At 46.0% G+C, this 20263-nt stretch carries 20 protein-coding genes; 14 read left to right on the plus strand and 6 right to left on the minus strand.

All coding sequences use genetic code 11. From position 1 onward, the window contains the following. Positions 1 to 11 precede the first annotated feature (11 nt). Complete coding sequence (gene glgB, locus IKG78_RS04555) at positions 12 to 2228, minus strand: 1,4-alpha-glucan branching protein GlgB (RefSeq protein ID WP_290939986.1); 2217 nt, start codon at positions 2226 to 2228, stop codon at positions 12 to 14. Positions 2229 to 2655: 427 nt separating this feature from the next. On the opposite strand from glgB, the gene IKG78_RS04560 reads away from it, so the two are divergent. The 4 genes from IKG78_RS04560 to IKG78_RS04575 all read left to right on the plus strand — a co-directional run bounded on the left by IKG78_RS04560 (position 2656) and on the right by IKG78_RS04575 (position 6827). Further along, positions 2656 to 3333 (plus strand): hypothetical protein, encoded by a 678-nt coding sequence (locus IKG78_RS04560; protein ID WP_290939988.1) that lies wholly within the window; start codon positions 2656 to 2658, stop codon positions 3331 to 3333. 24 nt (positions 3334 to 3357) lie between these two features. Next, entirely contained in the window at positions 3358 to 4974 is a 1617-nt protein-coding gene (locus IKG78_RS04565) for an FISUMP domain-containing protein (protein WP_290939991.1), read from the plus strand. Positions 4975 to 5069: 95 nt separating this feature from the next. Then, positions 5070 to 6359: a fibrobacter succinogenes major paralogous domain-containing protein gene (locus IKG78_RS04570; protein WP_290939993.1), complete on the plus strand. Its 1290-nt coding sequence runs from the start codon at positions 5070 to 5072 to the stop codon at positions 6357 to 6359. 36 nt (positions 6360 to 6395) lie between these two features. Then, the gene (locus tag IKG78_RS04575) at positions 6396 to 6827 is read left to right on the plus strand and encodes an acyl-CoA thioesterase (protein ID WP_290939996.1); all 432 of its coding nucleotides are present in this window, start codon (positions 6396 to 6398) and stop codon (positions 6825 to 6827) included. Positions 6828 to 6894: 67 nt separating this feature from the next. Here the strand turns inward: IKG78_RS04575 and IKG78_RS04580 are convergent, their stop codons facing one another. Further along, positions 6895 to 8355 carry an aldehyde dehydrogenase family protein gene (locus IKG78_RS04580; RefSeq protein ID WP_290939999.1) on the minus strand — a complete coding sequence of 487 codons (1461 nt, stop codon included), beginning with the start codon at positions 8353 to 8355 and terminating at the stop codon, positions 6895 to 6897. A gap of 112 nt (positions 8356 to 8467) precedes the next feature. Between IKG78_RS04580 and IKG78_RS04585 the strand changes: the two genes are divergently transcribed. From IKG78_RS04585 to IKG78_RS04620, 8 genes are all read left to right on the plus strand, one after another. Further along, positions 8468 to 8983 (plus strand): gamma carbonic anhydrase family protein, encoded by a 516-nt coding sequence (locus IKG78_RS04585; RefSeq protein WP_290940002.1) that lies wholly within the window; start codon positions 8468 to 8470, stop codon positions 8981 to 8983. Next, a complete protein-coding gene (locus tag IKG78_RS04590) occupies positions 8976 to 9941 on the plus strand; it encodes a diacylglycerol kinase family protein (protein WP_290940006.1) in 966 nt (321 codons plus the stop codon). The genes IKG78_RS04585 and IKG78_RS04590 overlap by 8 nt, the downstream gene beginning before the upstream one ends. Beyond that, the gene (locus IKG78_RS04595) at positions 9908 to 10960 is read left to right on the plus strand and encodes a UDP-3-O-(3-hydroxymyristoyl)glucosamine N-acyltransferase (protein WP_290940009.1); all 1053 of its coding nucleotides are present in this window, start codon (positions 9908 to 9910) and stop codon (positions 10958 to 10960) included. Before IKG78_RS04590 ends, IKG78_RS04595 begins: the two co-directional genes overlap by 34 nt. Positions 10961 to 11224: 264 nt before the next feature. Further along, positions 11225 to 12157 carry a UDP-3-O-acyl-N-acetylglucosamine deacetylase gene (locus IKG78_RS04600; RefSeq protein WP_290940013.1) on the plus strand — a complete coding sequence of 311 codons (933 nt, stop codon included), beginning with the start codon at positions 11225 to 11227 and terminating at the stop codon, positions 12155 to 12157. Beyond that, on the plus strand, positions 12144 to 12581 hold the full coding sequence (gene fabZ / locus IKG78_RS04605; protein WP_290940016.1) for a 3-hydroxyacyl-ACP dehydratase FabZ: 438 nt from the start codon (positions 12144 to 12146) through the stop codon (positions 12579 to 12581). Before IKG78_RS04600 ends, fabZ begins: the two co-directional genes overlap by 14 nt. 9 nt (positions 12582 to 12590) lie before the next feature. Then, on the plus strand, positions 12591 to 13496 hold the full coding sequence (locus IKG78_RS04610) for a sugar phosphate nucleotidyltransferase (RefSeq protein ID WP_290940019.1): 906 nt from the start codon (positions 12591 to 12593) through the stop codon (positions 13494 to 13496). A gap of 41 nt (positions 13497 to 13537) precedes the next feature. Continuing rightward, positions 13538 to 14353 (plus strand): RNA methyltransferase, encoded by an 816-nt coding sequence (locus IKG78_RS04615; protein ID WP_290940022.1) that lies wholly within the window; start codon positions 13538 to 13540, stop codon positions 14351 to 14353. A gap of 20 nt (positions 14354 to 14373) precedes the next feature. Then, entirely contained in the window at positions 14374 to 15330 is a 957-nt protein-coding gene (locus IKG78_RS04620) for a GNAT family N-acetyltransferase (RefSeq protein ID WP_290940026.1), read from the plus strand. Positions 15331 to 15428: 98 nt separating this feature from the next. Here IKG78_RS04620 and IKG78_RS04625 read toward each other — a convergent pair whose 3' ends face one another. From IKG78_RS04625 to IKG78_RS04635, 3 genes are all read right to left on the minus strand, one after another. Then, complete coding sequence (locus IKG78_RS04625; RefSeq protein ID WP_290940029.1) at positions 15429 to 15854, minus strand: FdtA/QdtA family cupin domain-containing protein; 426 nt, start codon at positions 15852 to 15854, stop codon at positions 15429 to 15431. 98 nt (positions 15855 to 15952) lie between these two features. Further along, complete coding sequence (locus IKG78_RS04630; protein ID WP_290940033.1) at positions 15953 to 17041, minus strand: hypothetical protein; 1089 nt, start codon at positions 17039 to 17041, stop codon at positions 15953 to 15955. Between the two features lie 194 nt (positions 17042 to 17235). Next, positions 17236 to 17679: a zinc ribbon domain-containing protein gene (locus IKG78_RS04635; protein ID WP_290940038.1), complete on the minus strand. Its 444-nt coding sequence runs from the start codon at positions 17677 to 17679 to the stop codon at positions 17236 to 17238. Positions 17680 to 17903: 224 nt separating this feature from the next. Here IKG78_RS04635 and IKG78_RS04640 point away from each other — a divergent pair, with 224 nt between their 5' ends. Then, on the plus strand, positions 17904 to 18791 hold the full coding sequence (locus tag IKG78_RS04640; RefSeq protein WP_290940041.1) for a fibrobacter succinogenes major paralogous domain-containing protein: 888 nt from the start codon (positions 17904 to 17906) through the stop codon (positions 18789 to 18791). Positions 18792 to 18849: 58 nt separating this feature from the next. Continuing rightward, complete coding sequence (locus IKG78_RS04645) at positions 18850 to 19242, plus strand: hypothetical protein (RefSeq protein WP_290940044.1); 393 nt, start codon at positions 18850 to 18852, stop codon at positions 19240 to 19242. A gap of 203 nt (positions 19243 to 19445) precedes the next feature. On the opposite strand, the gene IKG78_RS04650 is transcribed toward IKG78_RS04645, so the two are convergent. After that, positions 19446 to 20147 carry an SIMPL domain-containing protein gene (locus IKG78_RS04650; RefSeq protein WP_290940049.1) on the minus strand — a complete coding sequence of 234 codons (702 nt, stop codon included), beginning with the start codon at positions 20145 to 20147 and terminating at the stop codon, positions 19446 to 19448. Positions 20148 to 20263: the final 116 nt, after the last annotated feature.

The following is a 20263-nucleotide window of genomic DNA, read 5'->3' on the forward strand; positions in this document are numbered from 1 at the left end:
AATGTAGCCGATTATTTTTCCAATTTGAAATACACGCCAGCAAGTGGCGGAAGCTTGATGGAAAGACTCCACTGACGGTTTTGCCACGGAACGTCTTGCGTCCAGACTTCGCCGAGGTTCCCGACATTGCTGCCGCCGAATAAACTAGAATCGGAGTTGAAGATTTCTTTCCAGGCTCCGCGAGCGGGGGCGCCCAGACGGTAATCGTTACGGACAACCGGCGTGAAGTTGAATACGCACAAAATCATGTTGCCGTGGTCGTCTTTACGTACAAAGCTTACGATAGAGTTGTCTGCATCGTCGCACCAGATCCATTCGAAGCCGGTGTAGTAATGGTCGATTTCCCAGAACGGCGCGTTGTCCTTGTAGATGTGGTTCAGTTCCTTCATCATGGCGAGAAGCTTGCCGTGGCTCTCCCAGCTGATGAGGTGCCAGTCGAGCGACTGCTTTTCGTTCCATTCGCGGAACTGACCGAATTCATTGCCCATGAAGTTGAGCTTCTTGCCCGGATGCGCGTACTGGAACGCGTAGGTGAGGCGGAGGTTAGCGAACTTTTGCCAGTTGTCACCCGGCATTTTGCCGAGCATGGAACCCTTGCCGTGGACCACTTCGTCGTGGCTGAAAACTTGTATGAAGTTTTCAGAATAAGCATAGACCATGCTGAACGTGAGCTGGTTGTGATGGTATTTGCGGTGGATCGGTTCGTGCTGGATGTAGCTGAGGAAATCGTTCATCCAGCCCATGTTCCACTTGTAGTGGAAGCCGAGGCCACCCTGCTCTGGCGGACGCGTGATGCTTGGGAAGCTGGTCGATTCTTCTGCGATGAGAATCGCGTGCGGAGTCAAGCGGCCCATGATGCTGTTCAAGTGCTTTAAGAATTCGAGCGTGTCGTAGTTGATGTTGCCGCCGTCTTTGTTCGGAACCCATTGGCCAGGTCCCTTGCCGTAGTCGAGGTAGAGCATCGAGGCGACCGCATCGACACGGAGGCCGTCGCAGTGGAATTCCTTGAGCCAGTACATCGCGTTTGCAATGAGGAAGTTCTTGACTTCGTTGCGGCCCAAGTTGAAAATGTAAGTGCCCCAGTGCGGATGTTCGCCCTGACGCGGATCGGCATGCTCGTAACAAGCGGTGCCGTCGAAACGTCCGAGGGCGTGTGCGTCCTTGGGGAAGTGTGCCGGGACCCAGTCAAGAATCACGCCGATTTCGTTCTGGTGGCAGAGATCGACAAAGTGGCGGAACTGGTCGGGCGTGCCGTAGCGGCTCGTCGGGGAGTAGTAACCCGTGACTTGGTAGCCCCAGGATTCATCGAGCGGATGTTCTGCAATCGGCAAAAATTCAACGTGCGTGTAGCCCATTTCCTTGAGGTAAGGAATGAGGCGTTCGGCAAGTTCGTCCCAGTTGAGGAAACGGTCCGGGTTCGCAGGGTCGCGGCGCCAAGAACCGGCATGGACTTCGTAAATGTTCATCGGCGAACCGAAAACCTTCGTTGCCCAGTGCGTTTTCATATAAAGGTCGTCGCCCCATTCATAACCATCGAGGTGCGTCGTGATGGAGGCTGTTGCCGGGCGGACTTCTGCAAGCTTTGCGAGCGGGTCGATTTTGACGTGCAAGTTGCCGTCGGCACCATGAATTTCGAAACGGTAAAGTTCGCCTTCGCCGAGGTTCGGAATGAAGATTTCCCAAATGCCGCTGGAGCCGAGCATGCGCATCTGGTGGCGGCGACCGTCCCAGCTGTTGAAGTTGCCTACGACAGAAACTGCATTGGCGTTCGGTGCCCAAACGGCGAAGTGAACGCCCTTGAATCCCTGGTGCTCGATGATGTTCGCGCCAAGCTTGCGGTAAAGTTCGTAATGGGTGCCTGTCGAAATCAAGTGGCGGTCAAATTCTGAGAGAACCGGCATGAATGCGTAAGGATCCACAACGGCGTATTCGTTGCCGTCATCTTGCTTGATAATGAGCTTGTAAAAGAACGGCTCGAATTCCATATCCAGAATGGCTTCGAAAAATCCTGTGTTGCCAAGCTTTACGAAATCGAATTCTTCGGAGCCGTCGCACGTTTCTCCGCGGACAAAGCTTGCTTGCGGCTGGTATGTGCGGATGACGGTCTTGATGCCTTTATCAGTTTCGAGAGGGTGGATGCCTAAAATGGAGAATGGGTCCTTAGTTTTGAAGTCCCAAATAGCCTGCATGTTTTCTGCGGTCAGGCTTGTAAAATCATTCAATTCCATATATGTTCTCACTTAATGTTTTAACGTAAAAAAAATAAAATAATAATTAAAAATGTGTAGGGATATTCGCTAAAATAAGGCGTTTTTATAGAGTCTGCAATTAAATGTCTCACGATATCATAGTGACTCGTCATTCTCGACCGTCAGGGAGGGCGGACAGCACTTGGCTACTTGTTGCCTAGTGTGCATGGTCACCTTTAGGTGGGGATCCAGTGAAGGTATGAGCTATGGGCTCGGCTAGGGTTGGTGAGCCTGTCGAACCACGTGCCTTTGGGGTATGGGCGAACGCAATGAGTTTCGTATCAGTGAGGGAGGACTTGTAATAATCGATGGTTGTTCATTGGTTGAATATTGATGAATTGTTTGTCGGGGGGAGGTGCTTTTTGTATCTTGCTAAATCATGGACAACGCTATAATGGATTCCTTGATGAAATCTTTGAGAAAAATCTTTTTTGTTTTGATTACTTTGTTGTTAGTGTCTTGTTGCTCTTTTATGTATTCTTCGACGCCTCCGTATGATACTTCTGAACAATGGCGAAACGAAGTTAATCAACGTGAAAAAATTAAGTTCCGGGTTGTAGCCCCAGGAGAGCAGAATGAAGATGCTTTGTGGGTGATCAGAAGAATGTCGGAATTGCTAAATAAATCGGGGACTTTTTACTGTTTTTTATGCCGTAATCTCTCAAGTTATGAATTTTCATTTGTGGATGCTTTTGAAGAGGACTACAATCATCAAGATTATGTGCAAAAGCAGTATGCTTATAAAGATCAAAATCCTGAAGAGCGTTACTATCGCGATGCTTTTTACTTAAAAGTGGATGCTTTGGATCCAGAACATTTTTTGGTAAGGGATACGACCATAAGTTATTATGTCCCTAAAGAACTTGAGAAAAATGAGGCTCATGTTTTTACCATCGCTTTTACAAAATGCGATGTAAAGGGTAATGATCGTGATTTTCATTTTGATTGCCGTTATTCAATCTGGGATTCAAAGAATGAGGCGTTCTATGCTAGAGGTCGCTTGGGACAATATTCAGGTATGACCAAATTTGATGTAGCGAGCAATATGGCCGATCATTTGGCGATAGCTCTTGGCCTACGTTAGACGGGCTTTACTACATTTGCAGCCATGAAAACGTTTGAAAAAATTTCCTTGGCCGCGTATGTCGCTGTGCTTTCTTCTGTCTTGAGTTTGTTTATCGCTTGCAGTGATGACTCCGGCAGTAATTCTAATTCCAACAACGGGGAGAGAGGGGCTGTCGAATGTTCCGATGATTTGGATGAAGCTCGTCTTTTCTTGATGAAATCGCAAACTTATTATGTCTGCGTCGATGGCAAATTGGTGCCTGTAAATGGAATTTCGTCGTCTAGCGAAAAGTCAAAGTCCTCTTCTAGCATTAAATCGAAATCATCTTCGAGTGTGAAAAAAGCTGCTTCATCCAGTGCCAAAGCGAAATCATCTTCAAGCGTAAAAACTGCTGCGTCGTCCAGTGCCAAAGCGAAGTCGTCTTCGAGTGTAAAAACGGTTGCGTCGTCCGATGCTAAAGCGAAGTCGTCTTCGAGTGTAAAAACGGTAGCGTCGTCCGATGCTAAAGCGAAATCGTCTTCAAGCATAAAAACGGCTGCGTCATCTGATGCCAAAGCAAAATCGTCTTCAAGCGTAAAAACTGCTGCGTCGTCCAGTGCCAAAGCAAAATCATCTTCAAGCGTAAAAACTGCTGTGTCGTCCAGTGCCAAGGCGAAATCGTCTTCAAGCGTAAAAGTGGCTGCTTCTAGTTCATCGGAAAAAATTTCTGCAAAGTCGAGCAGTTCTATTTATCTCACTCTTTGGAGCTGCGATGAAAATTTAGAAGGCTCGTACATTTACCTCGAAGATACGAAACAGTATTTTGTTTGCAATAATTCCGAATGGAAAGAAACCGATAAGGCGGATCTCGATCTCGATAAAATTCATTGTACAGGTTCCTCTAACGATTCTGTAAGCTGTTTTGTGGATTTGTCTAGCAGTTCTGCGGAGTCTTCGTCAAGTGTCAAAGAGTTTGATGTTTCAGTAGGGGATTCTTTTACGGATGCTCGTGACAAGCAGGTCTATAAGCAAGTTCTTATTGGCAATCAGTTGTGGATGGCTCAGAATTTGAACTACAAAACATCGACGAGCGTTTGTCCGCAAGACAGCTTAGGCTCGTACTGCGACGAGTATGGCAGACTTTATCCGTACGATGACGAAAATTATCGTGTTGTTTTGAATGATGATTTGTGCCCTGCGGGTTGGGCGATTCCTTCGGAAAATCAGTGGTTAGAACTTTTAAGATTTGTTGAAGCGAACAATGGCGGCGAAGGCGTTGGCAAGAGCCTCAAATCCAAGAATGGTTGGTTTTCTGCAGGGTCTGTTTATAAGCCGGATGCTGGCACGGCTAGGATTGCTGTTGCGAGTGGCGATGATGCGTTTGGCTTTACGGCGCTCCCTGCCGGTAGCCGCTGGGGCGATGAAATTTACACGCATGACGAGACTCGTTTTTGGACCAAATCAACCAAGCGCCTGTATGATGATTTCCATAAAGGACCATTCTACTATGTGGGTTACAAATTGTCGTTTGATTCAGATGATGTGAAAGTCGATTCTAGCAGCTATGCTTCGAAAGGATTTTCTATCCGCTGCATCAATATGAATTATGGCGTGGGAATTTATGAAGGGTACTGCACCGAAGATCGTGATGGCGAGATGGTTAATATCCATGGCGATTAGCCATTTGCGATAAAGGTCTCTGGCGGTCTGCGAATGCTCGCGAAGTCTCGCTAGGAATTTGCGATGATAGTAAAGAAGGGAAGTCCAAGGCTTTCTTGGATTCGTCTCTGAATCAAAGTTCTTATGAAAATATGGAATACTACACGTGTGAAAACGCTCGTTGGCGTACGGCGACAGAAAAAGAAATTCAAGTTGCTGCGGTTGAAGCTGACTATGGTGCTTGTGACGCTCAAAAGTATAATATGAAATCTCCTGCAAATTACTACGATACAAAGAATAGACGCTTTACGTCGGCCTTGCTTATCTGCGATAAGGACGGATGGAGAGAACCTTCGGATATTGAACGTGATCTTGGATTGTGCTATCTGAATAAAGTAGGTACGATAGATGCTTACGGTTATGGTTATCCGCGAAAATATGCAGTCTGCGAAAAAAGCGGTTGGCGTGAAGCGACTTTGCAAGAAGAAATGGATTACCGTTTTGGCGAATGTGCTGCCAAGAGTCAGGATTCCATGGTGTTCCGTGGCGATGCGTACTACCTCTGCAACCGCAAGGTTTGGCGCAAAATCACTGTTGAAGAAAATATGAAGGGCTTGCCTTGCGTCATGAACAATAAATTGGTGAGCGGCAATTACTATGGATACTATGTATGCAAAGCGGATTCCTTGGTGCCTGCAAGTGGCAACGAAATTTATTTGGATAAAGGATGCTCTAGCATCAACGAAGGCGATTCTGTGTTCAATAAGCAAAATGGTGTTGCCTACGATTACTACAAATGCATTGATGGCGTTTGGAAACGTTATGACAACGTAGATTCGACTGCTTTTGGAAAAGTCAAGGATGAACGTGACGGGCAAACTTACCGCACGATTAAGATTGGCGAACAGACTTGGCTTGCAGAAAATTTGAACTACGAAATGGAAGAGGGGAGTTACTGCTATAGAGATTCCTCCAAATACTGCGAAATATATGGCCGACTTTACAGCCAAGAAGCTGCATGGACTGCATGCCCTGCTGGGTGGCATTTGCCAAGCAATTATGAATGGGAAGATTTGCCCGATTCTACGAAATCTATTCTAGACTTGAGAGATTTTTCTTGGGACGGTTCGAATAAGTATGGGTTCTCGGCGTTGCCGGCAGGCTATGGAACTCAACTTTCTGAATACCGTTCTCTTGAAGAATATGCAGGATGGTGGACTTCGACAAATTATTCTTCGACGAACGGCTATATTTTTGGCGTGATGTCGAATGGTAAAAAGCTTTATAATTACAATAAGTATTATCGGTTCTCGGTCCGCTGTGTTTTGGATGTTGTGGTTGAATCTAGGGATACGACTACGGTGGTTAATCCGAAATCGGATACAACTACGGTGATGGACCCGTAATGATAAGGTGAAGTTTTATTTGTAATAGGAGATTGTATGGCTGTAGCGATGGAAGAAAATGCTAACCCGATGAAGTTTGAAAAGCTTTTCAAGGTTATGCCTGAAATGATTGACGATAACAAGCACATGAACAATGTGTGGGCCGTGCAGTGGGTTCAAGATATTTCGATTGCTCATTCTGATTCTGTCGGTGCGACGGATGTCATGTATCAGCTCGGTTGCGGCTGGATGATCCACACGCAGTTTGTGGAATACAAAAATCAGGCTTTTCTGGGCGACGAAATTCGCGGAACGACGTGGGTCGCTAGTTACAGCAAAGTGATGAGTGTTCGCAAGTGCCGCTTTGAACGCGTGTCCGATGGCAAGGTCGTCTTTGAATCGGAGACGCAATGGGTGCTGATGGACATGAAACGTGGCCGCCCCTTTGCTATTCCGCAAGAAATCAAAGACCGCTTCCAAGTGAAATAGGTTGTAGGTGTTAGGTCTTAGGGTTTAGGTTTTAGGGTTTTGGTTGTTGCGACGGCATCGCGGCGTGTTAAATTGATTTAATCCATCGCAGAACTTTCTCGGTGATGCTTTGGATCTTTTCGTGCATGCTTCGGTGTGTACCGTCTTGGTTGGAGTAGGGGGGATGGAAAAATATCACGGCATCGACGCCTTTTTGCTCCATGATGTTGCGTTCGTGGCTGAACGCTTTGAATCCGTAAAAACCGTGGTAATTGCCGGTTCCGCTCATGCCGACACCGCCGAACGGTACATCTAAATTCTCGATTTGGATAATGGTGTTGTTGACGCATGTGGAGCCGGAAGTGGTTTCGCTAAGCACACGGTCGATGTTGCGTTGTGACTTTCCGAAAATGTAGAGTGCGAGCGGCTTTGGACGGTTTTGAATAAATGCAATTGCTTCGTCTAGCGTTTTGTAGGCGACAATCGGGAGTATTGGCCCGAAAATTTCGCTCTTCATGATTTCCATGTCGTGCGTGACGTTTGTGAGGACTGTGATGGGCGTGTAGCAGTTTTCGATATCGCACGTACCTCCAATGACTTGTGTTGCCCCTTTGGCGATGGCATCTTGGAGGAGTGCTGCGTGTCGTGCAGTGGCCTTTTTGTCGATGATGTGAACAAAGTCTATGCTTTCGAATCGTTCCGCTTCGGTGTTGCCGTACATGTGCTGGATTTCTTGTGCAAAAGCCTCTACAAATTCCTGTACTTTATCTTCGGGACAAAGGGCGTAATCGGGGGCGATGCAGGTCTGGCCTGCGTTCAGGCACTTGCCCCAGGCGATTTGCTTGATGTGCTTTTCGATGTTTATATCGGGGAGTAAAATTGCAGGCGATTTGCCGCCGAGTTCAAGCGTGATGCTCGCATGTACTTTTGCAGCCATTTCTGCAATGTGAGCACCGACTTTTGGACTCCCTGTAAAGAAAATATGGTCAAAAGGTAACGCTAAGAGTTTGTCTCCAATTTCGGCTCCGTCGCCTTCTACGAGTGCAATTTCGTTTTCGGGGAAAGTGCTTCTGAAAAGTTTCACCAGAAACGCACTGACGTGTGGCGTCTTGTGCGAAGGTTTCGCGATAATCACGTTGCCAGCTGCAATAGCTGAAATAATTGGATTCACAAGCAGCAAAAATGGATAATTCCATGGTGCAAAAATGAGGACGCGACCTTTAGGCTCGTAATGGAGCCTGCTCCGGGTTGTTGGCAAAAAGAACTCGCGACTTGCTTTTTTGTCTTTCATCCAACGTTTCAAGTGGCTGATGTTGTAATCGATTTCTTCGACGGCTGGGAATATTTCGGTAAGCCTAGCCTCGAATTTTGGCTTGTGAAAGTCCTGCCAAACGGCTTCGTAAAATTCATTTTGACTTTGGACAATGGCGGCCCGGAGCTTCTTCAGCTTTTGAATGCGTTCTTGGGCTGTCGTTTGAGCAATTTTCCAACGGTTTTGCCCTTGCTCTTCGAAAATTCGTTCAATGTCATTTGCGTTTATTTCTTTCATGTTCTGTAAAATAGCACATATTTTTTTTATTGTTGACAATCCGTCATTAAAACATTGCTTTTTTAAAAGATACGGTGTATCTATTTTTGATTTAATTTTGTAAATTGAAAATATGGCTTCCTTAATTAAGTATAAAGGTAAAACGCCTCAAGTAGGCGAGCGGGTCTTTTTGGCCGAAGGTGCTTGCTTGGTGGGCGATGTAAGCGTAGGCGATGATTCGTCGGTGTTTTATAATGCTGTTTTGCGAGGCGATTTGGCCGAAATCAAAATCGGTAAGCGCACGAATATTCAAGATAATGTGAGTATCCATGTCTCGACAGGGGTCGGTGTGAACATCGGCGACGAAGTGACTGTTGGTCATGGAGCGGTGCTTCATGGTTGCACGATTGAAGATAACGTTCTCGTAGGCATGGGAGCGATTATCATGGATGGTGCCCTCATCATGAAAAATTGCATTGTTGGTGCTGGTGCTCTTGTGACTGCCGGAAAGAATTTCCCAGAAGGTTCGCTTGTGATGGGTTCCCCTGCACATATTGTTCGAACTTTGACTGCTGATGAAATCAAGAATGTAAAGATTGGCGTTGAACACTACTTGGACGCAAAGGATGAACTGTTAAAAAATGTATAAGTTCTTTTTCCTCATAAATCCGGTAAGTGGCGGTGGCCAAGGTAAGGTCATCCACAAGTTCCTGCCCGAAATCATGGAATCCATGAATTTCAAATCTGACGATTGGAAGTCGGAATTTACGCGCAAGGAAGGATTGGATGAACAAGTTCATGAGGCCATTGCATCGACAGAAACGCTTATTGCCGTTGGCGGCGACGGAACAGTCTCGTCGGTGCTTTCCATAATGCTGGAATCCCAATTCGCGGACAGAGTGCAGATTGGCCTTATTCCGCTGGGAACTGGGAACGACCTTGCCCGTGTGCTTGGACTGTACAAGCCTTTTGTCGATAAAGGCTTACTTTATCTGGTGCGTCGATTGTTGATGGCGAAGTCCAAGCCGTTTGATATTTGGACGGTGAATGGCAAGTATGCGCTTGCGAATTATTTTTCGGCAGGCATTGACGCTCGTATTGCGCACGATTTTAACCATGACCGTGTAACGGGCGTGATATCTTCAAATTCCGTAATTGCAAATAAATTGCATTATGTCAAACGCTTTTTTGCGGATAGGGCGTACCATTTGAAAAGCGGATGGCTCTCGATGGTCGAGAATACGCCGGAGCTTATTGAAAATATTGATTTGACGGGACATACGACGGTTATTGTCGGAAACATTCCGAGCTTTGCGAGTGGTGCAAATCCGTTTTTTGAATCGAATATGTCGGACGGCTATTTGGAAGTTGTCTGTGTGCCGAATATGCTTAATTTCTTGCTTGCGATTGCGGTGGGAAACATTCCGCTCGTGGGCTATTTCTTGAAGAAGCATTTGCTCAAGTCTCGGAAGGTGCGGTCGTTGACGCTTGATTTGGCGGACAATGAATATATCCAGCTTGATGGTGAAGATTTGAGCGGTAAACTTGGTAAACGTATTACAATTCAGTTTGCATGCCAAGTTCGCATGCTTGTACTGGAGGAATGATGCTTTCGGTGAATTTATCGGAAGTTTTGAAACAAATGAATCTTAAAATGCCTTCGGACGAGGGCGTTTTAAATTTTGAACTGAATGGATTTTCTTCGCTCGATCAATCGGGGCCGCATGATGTCTCGTTCTGGACGGGCGATACCAAAACGGAAACAGGGCTTGCAGGGAATGCCGGTGGCGTGAGCACGAGTGCTTTCGCTGGCGTTACGGCTGGGTTACTCTTTGTTCCGAGCTTATACGAAACGTATTGCGTAGATGGTCGTTCGGAGCTTTTGCCGAATGTGCATTTTGTGTGCCCGGTCGAGAATCCGTACCATGCGATGGTGACGTTCATGAAGGAATTTGTGGAACGTCGCGAAGTTTTTGAAGAAACGAAAATTGCAGATTCTGCACAAGTTCATGCATCGGCTGTTGTCGAAGGCGTGGTGGGCGAGAACGCTGTCGTCGGCCCGAATTGCGTGGTGATGAAGGGTGCTACGATTGGTGCCGGCACGATTCTTGAAGCGAATGTGACTATTTATCCGCGTGTGACGATTGGCGAAGATTGTGTATTCCAAGCAGGCGTTGTCGTAGGGCCGCGAGGCTTTGGATTTTACGAGTACGAAGGCAAGCGCCGCATGGTGCCGCATTTGGCGGGAGTCCGCATCGGGAACCGCTGTAGCTTTAGCGCAAATGATGTCGTGGCCGCGGGCTTTGTCTCTCCGACGGTGATTGGCGACGATTGTCATTTTGATACGTTCGTGCAAATTGCTCACAATTGCCGCCTTGGAAACAACATTTTATTTGCTTCGCAATCTGGCGTGGCAGGTTCTGTAACAGTCGAAGACGATGTGGAATTTGCGGGTGGAGTGCAGTCGGCAGGGCATTTGACGATAGGGAAGGGTGTGAAAGTCGCTGCGAAAGCAGGCGTGACGAAGAGCCTCAAAGCGGGAAAAATTTATGCAGGCTACCCGGCTGAAGAAATCGACGTCTGGCGTCGCTCTGTCGTGAAACTCCGGATGATGGGGAAGAAGTAGGCGGTTGTGCCGCAGTGATTAGTGGTTGGTGGTTAGTTGTTTGTTGTCAGTAGGAAGTACAAGTAAAAGCGTAACGTCATCCCGAGAAGCGAAGCGACGAGGGATCCAGTGAAGTTTAGTGGTTAGGATTGCAATTAAAACGAGCTTTATTCATTCCAGCTTACTTCCTACTGCCTACTTCCTACCGCCTACTGTTTACTAACCACTATTTCTAAGTTCTAAACTCCCAAGTGAGCAATTTTTTTATAAATTCCCGTTATCTAAATGAAAAAAGATTCTCGTAAAAGCCCGCGTGAGTGGGAATTTGGTTCTGCGTCTTTGTCTTACAGCAAGGCGAACGTAAAAATTGAAGTCCAGGAGTACAATCCGCAACTGGAGCCTCGCGTCGAATGGCGTGTGGGCGGTCGTCCTTTTTACAGTACCGATTGCATCAAGTGTTTCACGGATTTGAAGTTCAGCGTGGCCCGTACCGCAATTTATGAATCGGGCGAAGGGGCTCATGCGTTGACGCTTGCGTCTCCGGAACACCTTGCACCTGTCTTTTTGATGTGGCCGTCTCGCCGTTTTGTGGTCGATGTTGCTTGCAACGAAGAATGCGAAACGGGGAAAATTGCCGAAATCCCGATGATGGATGGCAGTGCTCTCCCGTTCTTTAGCGCACTTCGCAGAAATGTTGGCGTGCCTGAAGAACTCGCGTTTTATGATGCTCCGGTGCATGCGGCGTGGGATTTGTTCCGCACGGATGTCGCAGATGCTGCACAAGCTCAAAAACCTTACGGTTCTGTGAAAATTGCACCAAGCGAAGCTTTTGAGGTGGAATACATTTTTGAGCGAAACGATGGCGGTCGCGTTTTTAAGTCGGCGGCGAATGTTTCCATTTATTCGGCAGAAGACTTGTACAACGTCTTTGCGGCGAGAACTTTTATTCTGAAAAATGAATTTGACGAAGCCCGTAAAGCAGGTTTGCTTGGCGGGGTGGATGAATCCTGTGGGCTCTTGCTCGATGATTCTCTGGAGGCTGTCGCCCCCGTGTTTAGAGTTGCCGATGAACCCGCTCGTCATAAAATCCTCGACCTGTTGGGAGACCTTTGCTTTGCAAAACCTGCACTCCCGAAAGTTCGGTTGGAAATCATCAACGGTGGCCATTTAAGCCACAGAACAATCTTAGAAAAGGTATTGCCCTATGCTTTACAATGAAGAACAAGTACATGCCCTCCTGCCTCAGAAAGCTCCGTTTGCTTTTGTGGATGAAATCCTTGAATTGAATGAAGGCGACCAGCCGTCTATCGTTGCTGTTTGGCACGTGACGGGCAAGGAAAAGTTCTTTGATGGTCATTTCCCGAACAATCCGGTGCTTCCGGGCGTGATTCAGATTGAATCCATGGCTCAGGCGGCTACGCTTTTGACGATGATTGCGAAGAAGGCCGATGTCGAAGGCAAGCGCCCGGCATTCATGGGTGTCGAAAATTGCCGTTTCCGCGCTCCGGTGATTCCGCCGCAGGACTTGACGCTCAAGGCTACGCTCGTGATGGCTCGCCATGGCATCTACAAATATACGGGCGAAATCTGGCAGGGCGAAACGCTTATCTGCAACGCCTCCTTCAGTGCTGCAATGGTCTAAGGCTGAGTTATGACGCGAGCTGACGATAAATTGAACGTGTTGATTTTAGCGGCTGGGCTTGGTACTAGGCTAAGACCTTTGACGTCGGAAATCCCGAAGCCGTTAGTTCGCGTTTATGACAAAAGCATTCTCGAAATCCAGATGGAACGGGCGAAGTCGCTTGGCGATGTCCGCTTGCATGCGAATGCACATTACTTGGCCGACCAGATTGTAAGCGAGGGCGAACGCCTTGGCTTTGAAAAAGTCTGGGTCGAAACGCCTGAAATTCTCGGAACGGCAGGCCCGTTGCGCCGGATTTATGCGGCGGGGTATCGCGGAGGCCTTTTGATTATGAATGGCGACGCGTACTGCAATTTTGACTTGGGGGCGTTTGTGCGGAATGCTCAGGCTGCATACGAGGCGGGGAAGGCTGATGGCTCAAACCGCTGTGAGGTCGCACTTCTGGCGGTTGATTTCCCGAAGGTGAACACGTTCCGCGTGGGTGCAGATGGTTGCCTGGCGGGTGTTGCCGGACGTTTCGGTGCTGATACGGGAACGGTTGCGACGTTCTCTGGAATTTCGTGGTACAGCGATGATGCTTTGGCCCGGATTCGCGATGGCGAGTTTGATATTCGTGAATTCTGGAAACAGGAAATTGCGGCAGGCCGTGCGCCATTTGTTGATATGAGCCAACTCCATGCGACGTGGATTGATATGGGGTCGCCCGAGGGTCTTATGGCTGCGGTTGATGCTCGCAAGCATGAACTTGGCCACGATAAAAATGAAGCTGTTGTGGAACCCGGCGTGAATGTCCCCGCTTCGGCAAGAATTGTTCATTCTGTTTTATATAAGGGTGCTGTAATTTCTGAAAACGAAGTTGTTCAGAATGAAATTAGAGGAAAAGATTTCTCTTGGCAAATCTCTCCTAACCACTAACCACTGTCTACTTCCTACTTCTAACTTCCTACTACCTAATCATGCGTAAATTTAGAGTTGTACTTGTTGAACCGGAACACCCGCACAATGTGGGGTTTGTCGCACGCGCCATGCATTGCTATGCATTGCCGGAGCTTTATATTGTCTATCCGAAACGCGACAAAGTCTTGGACAAATCTTACCATACGGCTGCAAATAGCCATGACATTCTGGATAACGCAAAGGTTGTCCACAAGTTCGAAGATGCCATTGGCGATTGCTCTTGCGCCGTTGCTTACAGCCGTCGCATTTTTGCAAGTTCCATCAAGCACACGATGGTGCAGAATTTGTCTGACATGCTCCCAGAAGACGGAACGATTGCGCTTGTGTTCGGTCGCGAATCTTGCGGGCTTGCGCTTGAAGAAGTGAACGCTTGCACGTACCAGTGCGAAATTCCTGTGCCGGGACTCATGAGCTTGAATCTTGGACAAGCGGTCTCGATTAGCTTGTACGAACTTTGCCGTTCCGGGGCGCTCGCGAACGGCGAGGGCCGCGCGAAGCGCACAACGCGAGGCGTTGCCGAAACGGGTCCTGCAACGATTCAGCAGATTGATGGTTTCAAGAAGTTCCTCGACCGTTATCTCACGGGCCAGTATCACGATCAAGCTTGGCGCGATAGCTTCCTCAATACGCTCTTGCAGCGCTTGCATCCGACGCGTAACGAACTTTCTGCATTGTTCGGCTTGCTCCGCAATTTGGCTGGCAAGCCCGCTCGTTTGGAACATGCTGCTGAAAAGGCTGCAAAGCAGGCGGCGCAGAATGCTGAGCAAAAAGCTGCTCAAAATGCGGATGCCAAGGGTTCGCAGAAATCCAAGTAGCAACACCGCTGGAGATGGACATGTACGAAATTTTGCCTTATAGCCATGAACTGGAATCGCGTTGGGACCGCTTTGTCATGGAAAACTCCATGAACGGAACGTTCTTGCAGACGCGCAAGTTCTTGAACTACCATCCTGAAGATCGGTTCAAGGATGTTTCGTTTTTTGTAGAAAAAAGCGGAATCATCGTGGCTGTAATTCCCGGCTGTAATGTCGATGGCAAATTCGTATCGCATCAAGGTTCTACTTTCGGTGGCCCCGTTATCTCCAAAGATTTTTATTCGGGCAACAAGATTCTTGAAATCATCAAGACGATTGATGATCACATTGCCCAAAATTTCAAAAGCGTAAAGCTAAAACCGACGTCGCAGATTTTTGCAACGATGCCGACGGATTTGCTGGATTATGCGTTGGAACATGCGGGCTACAGCCGCCATACTGAACTCAGCTGCTATACGCTTCTTGAAAAAAATGTTGATCCGCTTGAAAATTGCAAACGAGAATGCCGCCACAATTTTAGGCAATCCGAAAAATTGAACTTGACTTACGGCGAAATCCCTGATAGCGAAATGGAAAAGTTTTACGATTTCCTCGTGCTGTCAAAAGCTCGCTACAATACCAAACCGGTCCATTCTTTAGCGGAATTGTGCGACCTTAAACAGAGATTCCCAGAAGAAATTTTATTCCGTGGCATTTGGCAGAACGGCGAATATCTTTCGGGGATGATGATTTTCTATTTCAAACAAGCGAATGCTTTCCATTTCCAGTATCTTGCTCCTGACGATTCTAAACGTGAAACGAGTGCAACAACTGCTTTATTCGTAAACGCCATGCGAGAAGCCGCACAAAAGGGGTGCGAAAAATTCTCGTGGGGAATCTCCACTGAAGATGGCGGCGCGTATTTAAATGAAAATCTCTATCGTTTCAAGGAATCGTTCGGTGCACTCCCGTGTGTGAACGCGAGATACGAAAAATAATCAGGTCACAGGTTGTAGGCGATAGGTATTAGGGGATAAGTTACGCACTATCTTTTTTTATACGGCAAATCCGCAAATTTAGTCCTATAACCTAAAACCTAATCCCTATTTACTTCTTTCACAAAATCTTCATACTCGTAAATGTAATCGGATTCGTCGTAATGTTCGGAGGCGAGCACCATGCAGACTGCACCCGAAGAGAAATTCTCGATTTCGCGCCAGTGCATTGTTGGAATGTAAAGTCCGTGATAGGAACGGTTTAAGGAGTACTTGGAACGCGTTTTTCCATCGTCCAGAATCACGTCAAAGCTGCCGCTTGCGGCGATAATCAGCTGACGGAGCTTGCGGTGGGCGTGCCCCCCGCGAGTGGTTCCGCCGGGAACGTCGTACAGATAGTACAAACGCTTGATATCAAACGGGATAAGTTCGCCGCCTTCGACAACGCTCAAATTGCCACGCTGGTCATGAGCGATAGGGATATCAATTAAACGCGGTTCATTAAGTTGTTTTTCGTTCCATTCCATGCCCTTAATATAACAAAACCATCTCAAAATGAGATGGCTTGCTTGAAAATTAGTGGCGTAATGAGAGTTCTTTTTGCTGAATTCTGTTAAATCGTAGATTATTCCTCATCATCTAAAATCTGCGGTTTTATGTTATTAAGGCATTTTTCAAATGCTTTGACGTTGTCTGTTTCGTAGCCTTCAACATAAAGAATCCTGTCCCCTTGAATGGTGAATCCGCGCTCTATTTCAAAATTGTTGATGTTTTCGTCTATGCATAAATCTTTGGATATGTTGCTTTTATATTCATAAGTTAAAGAGCAGGTGACTCCTCCAGAAACTACGCTCAAGGCTCCCTTTTCTTTTTCAAAAGCGTAGAATCCGTGTCTTTGTTGTCGAATGTTTCCTTCGACTTTCCTTTGCGTCACGTTGACCTTGTATGTTCTATCTCCGATGGTAAAGGTTTCTGAATTCTTTGTTTGGTTCACTATGGTTACACCATAGTTATATGGGTCAATACTTCCGTAACCCCCATAACGAATAGTTCCGTCAGACCAATCGTATGAATATAAAAGACTTCGTGGGTAAAACGGATCTCTTTGATGTTTTGTTAGAAAATCATACAAATAAAATCTAAAAAGAGATTCAGAATAATCATCGGTTATCGCAAGTTTTTTGAACGTCGCTATAGAATACGTCGTGTCGGTAACGAAACTACTTTTTGTTATAGATAAATAAATTTCAGGCCAGTCAAATTCTAAATCTTCGTCATCTATAAGAGCTCCTCTTGTGGCGTCGTAACAACCGGGAATTGCTTTCCATTCCCCATATAAGGAACCTGTTTTTTGCCCAATATACATTTGACCTTCACATTCTTTGTCAGCAAAACTAGAGGTATATGTGCCGTTTTTAAAATTAAAATACTTTGTGAGAATTGGATAAAGCACTAGAGTGTCGTTGTGTAATTCGTAGGCATAAGCATTTGTATCTGGCCGACTTGTTATTTCTTGCCATTCGGCTGTTTTATTGGTTGTATCTACCACACACGTGTTCTGAGTATGGGTTGTGATTGTGACAAATGTTTTTTGATCGGGAAATGCTTGGAAAATGTTTATTTCCTCATCGTCTGATGGACCTGTGCTGGAGTTGTCCCCACAAGCTAAAAATACTGTAGATGAGACGATTAAAGCCAATAGATGCTTTTTCATTGGAGACGTTCCTTTTAAAATGCTTTATACGGGCTGAATTGTTTTTTCTATGCTCTTAATATAACAAAACAATTTCGAAACGAAATTGCTTGATGAAAAAGAATCAGTTTTATCATAAAACAACCGGCCCCGGCACTTCGGCAGGCTCAGTGACCTTTGTTCGGGGGGACTGGCATGAGTGACTATGAAAAAAATTATCTCCAGTGCTTTAGTTGCGACAAGTGCGAATCGAAGAATTTGCGGCGTTCGGCATCGGGCGTGTTGTCTGGATTTGGCATGTGAGAAAGCAAAAAGTCAAGGAGCGTATCCTTGCTGGTGTAAACGAATTTTCCGTCGGTATAGCACCATTTGCAGTAATCTTCGTTGAAGGAGCCGTCTATTTCGCGGCTGATCATCGCATCGTCGCCGAGCGGCATGCCGCAGCATTGGCAAAAGAGCTGGCGCGGAGCGCCGAGCAGCGTGTTGATGGAAACATTGAATTCCTTCGAAAGCACTTTGAGCATTTCAGTGTTCGGCTGTGTTTCGCCTGTTTCCCAACGGCTGACGGCTTGCCGTGTGACGTTCACGCGTTCTGCAAATTGTTCTTGAGTGAGGTTGTGCTTTTCGCGAATGTTCTTTAAAATGTCTTGAGTCGTCATAGAATCTCCTTTGTTCGATTACGGAGTCAAATATATTAACGCTCTAGCGTAAAATCAAGAAACAGGCTGTTGCTTTCTGTAAAATATTGGTCATTTGTCAATGGTCATTAGTCGTTAGTTGTGAGTTTTTAGTCGTTGGTCAAGGGGCGTTCGTTCTTGCTTTTATTTTGGTTGTTTTGTAGATTGTTTTGTATATTCCTGAACAAAATCTTGGAGAATTATTTATGAAACGCTCTATTTTGGCGGCTCTTTGTGCGGCAATGCTTATCGCTTGCGGTGATGACAATTCTAGTTCTGCAGTGGATGATGGAGCTTCTTCGAATTCTGGCTCAATTTCATCTTCTTCGACAATAAAATCAAATAGTTCTGCGAATGGAAAATGTTACGAAGAAGGTATGGCTGATCTTTCTATTGCTGTATTTGCCGATTTAAAAGACTCTAATTGTACTGCAAATAAATCGACTTGGTACAATAAAGCGAATGGAACATTTTACAAATGCGATGGCAAAACTATAGTTGGAATAAAAATGTTGCCATGTAATATTGATGATGGCGTGGATGAAAATGGAATTTTGACGGATAAACGCGATGGGCAAACTTACAGAACTGTAAAAATAGGCACACAAAGATGGATGGCTGAAAATTTAAATTACAAAACAGATAGCAGTCATTGTTATGAGGATTCTGTAGAGTTGTGTACAAAGTACGGAAGACATTACTTGTGGGCTGATGCGATGAACGCTTGCCCTTCTGGATGGCACTTGCCTTCAGTGGAAGATTTTAAAATTTTGGCTTTTAGTGTTGCTGGTGATAGTGCTATGACTTCTGTAAACAATTTGCTTTATGTGGGTAAAGTTTTAAAATCTAAGGATGGCTGGCGGAATGATGGTAATGGCACGGATGATTTTGATTTTTCTGTGATTCCCGCAGGACATAGAGAATCTACTGGCGATTCCAAACGTGATCGCGTGGCCGCATATTTTTGGAGTTCAACGGAGTATAGTGAACAGATTGCGTACTATTTGTATTTTGAGTACAATTCCTATAATGCAGAGTTGAAAATTGAAAAGAAAAGTCTATGGTATCATAGCGTCCGTTGCGTGAAGGACTAGGAACATAATTTTTCGTTTTTATTTTTTGTAGTTTAGTGGAGAACCTTTTGGAGAAAATATGATTTTCTTTAAGAAAAATGCACTTGCTTTATTTGTTGCAACGGGATTGCTTCTCGGCTGTAGCGATGATAACGGCAGTTCTGCAAATGCGGAAGAATCTTCCGCTGAAAAGACTGCTTTGTCTTCGTCTGTTGTTCCGAGTAGCGGTAGCCGCGATATTTTTTTTGGCGATTCCCTTGCTCAGAATTTAGGCGATTTCTCCGCAGCCAATAAATGCTATAAAGAAGGGATGGCTACAATTACGGTTATGAGGGATGAAAAGATCAAATACACATGTCCGAACAATGCGACGATATACAATCTCAGTACAGAGTATTTCTACCATTGCGAGGGCGATACCCTTGTTGAAACCTATATGCCACCTTGTAGCATGGAAGTAGGCGATTTTTAAAACTCTAGTCACTAACTGCGACTGGATCCTTCCTCCCTCTGGTCGTCAGGATGACGCAAAAAAGTCAGTCGTCATTCTGAGCAACGCGAAGAATCCAGTCATTTTTTTTATCGCAATTCAAGACATCACTGGATCCTTCCTCCCTCTGGTCGTCAGGATGACGCATTCCTTTTTTCATGTTTAAAGTCTTCTTTGCCAAAGCGTTAGTCTTCAAGAGAAAAGTCGATGGTCGTTACGACGCGGACCTTCTTGATGAACGGCGTGTTTTCGTCGCGGTCATCAATGGAAAATACACCTTGCGATGCGGTGCGGATTTTGCCGAGCTTGCTTTGGGAGTCTTTTGCGAATTTTTCTGCAACAGCACGTGCGTTGATGGTCGCTTTTTCAATCATTTGCGGCTTGATATTGTTGAGTCCGGTAAATTCGTATGAGGCGTAGTTGTGGTTGATGACGATGCCCATATCGATCAAGTTGACCATCTTTTGTTGCAAATTGCGAACGGCATCGACTTTATTTGTAGCAATGGTGAGGTTGGAATGGCTGGAATAACGGAAACGTGAGTTGTTTTTTGTATAAACGTTTGCTTCGTTATCGTTTAAGCTTGGCAAATTGAACGTGATTTCGTCGGCGCCGATACCATTATCGACAAGGAACTGCTTGATGGTGTTGTTGTTCTTCGCGATGTCTTTGAATAGCTCCTTCATGTCGTTCCCGAGAAGGCCGTAGCTGATGTTCCAGAAAACCTTGTCTGCTGGGACTTCCATTTCGGCGAGACCGCGTACATGCACGACTCTACCGCGGTCGCCCGCTTTTGCGATGCCGGTTTCGATGCCGAGATTGACGAGAACGCCAAAGGCGACGATGGCGAGTGCCAAAATAAATGCTTCTGGAATACGTGTTTTCATTGAATTCTCCTTTTTGAAATTGTAGTAAACAATTTTTTCGATACTAAAATATGAAAAATTTGACATTGACAGATGTTAGAAAAACTTTTTTTATTGAATTTTCTGTTGTAAAACAA

The sequence above is a fragment of the Fibrobacter sp. genome (assembly GCF_017545445.1).
Taxonomy (GTDB): Bacteria; Fibrobacterota; Fibrobacteria; order Fibrobacterales; family Fibrobacteraceae; genus Fibrobacter.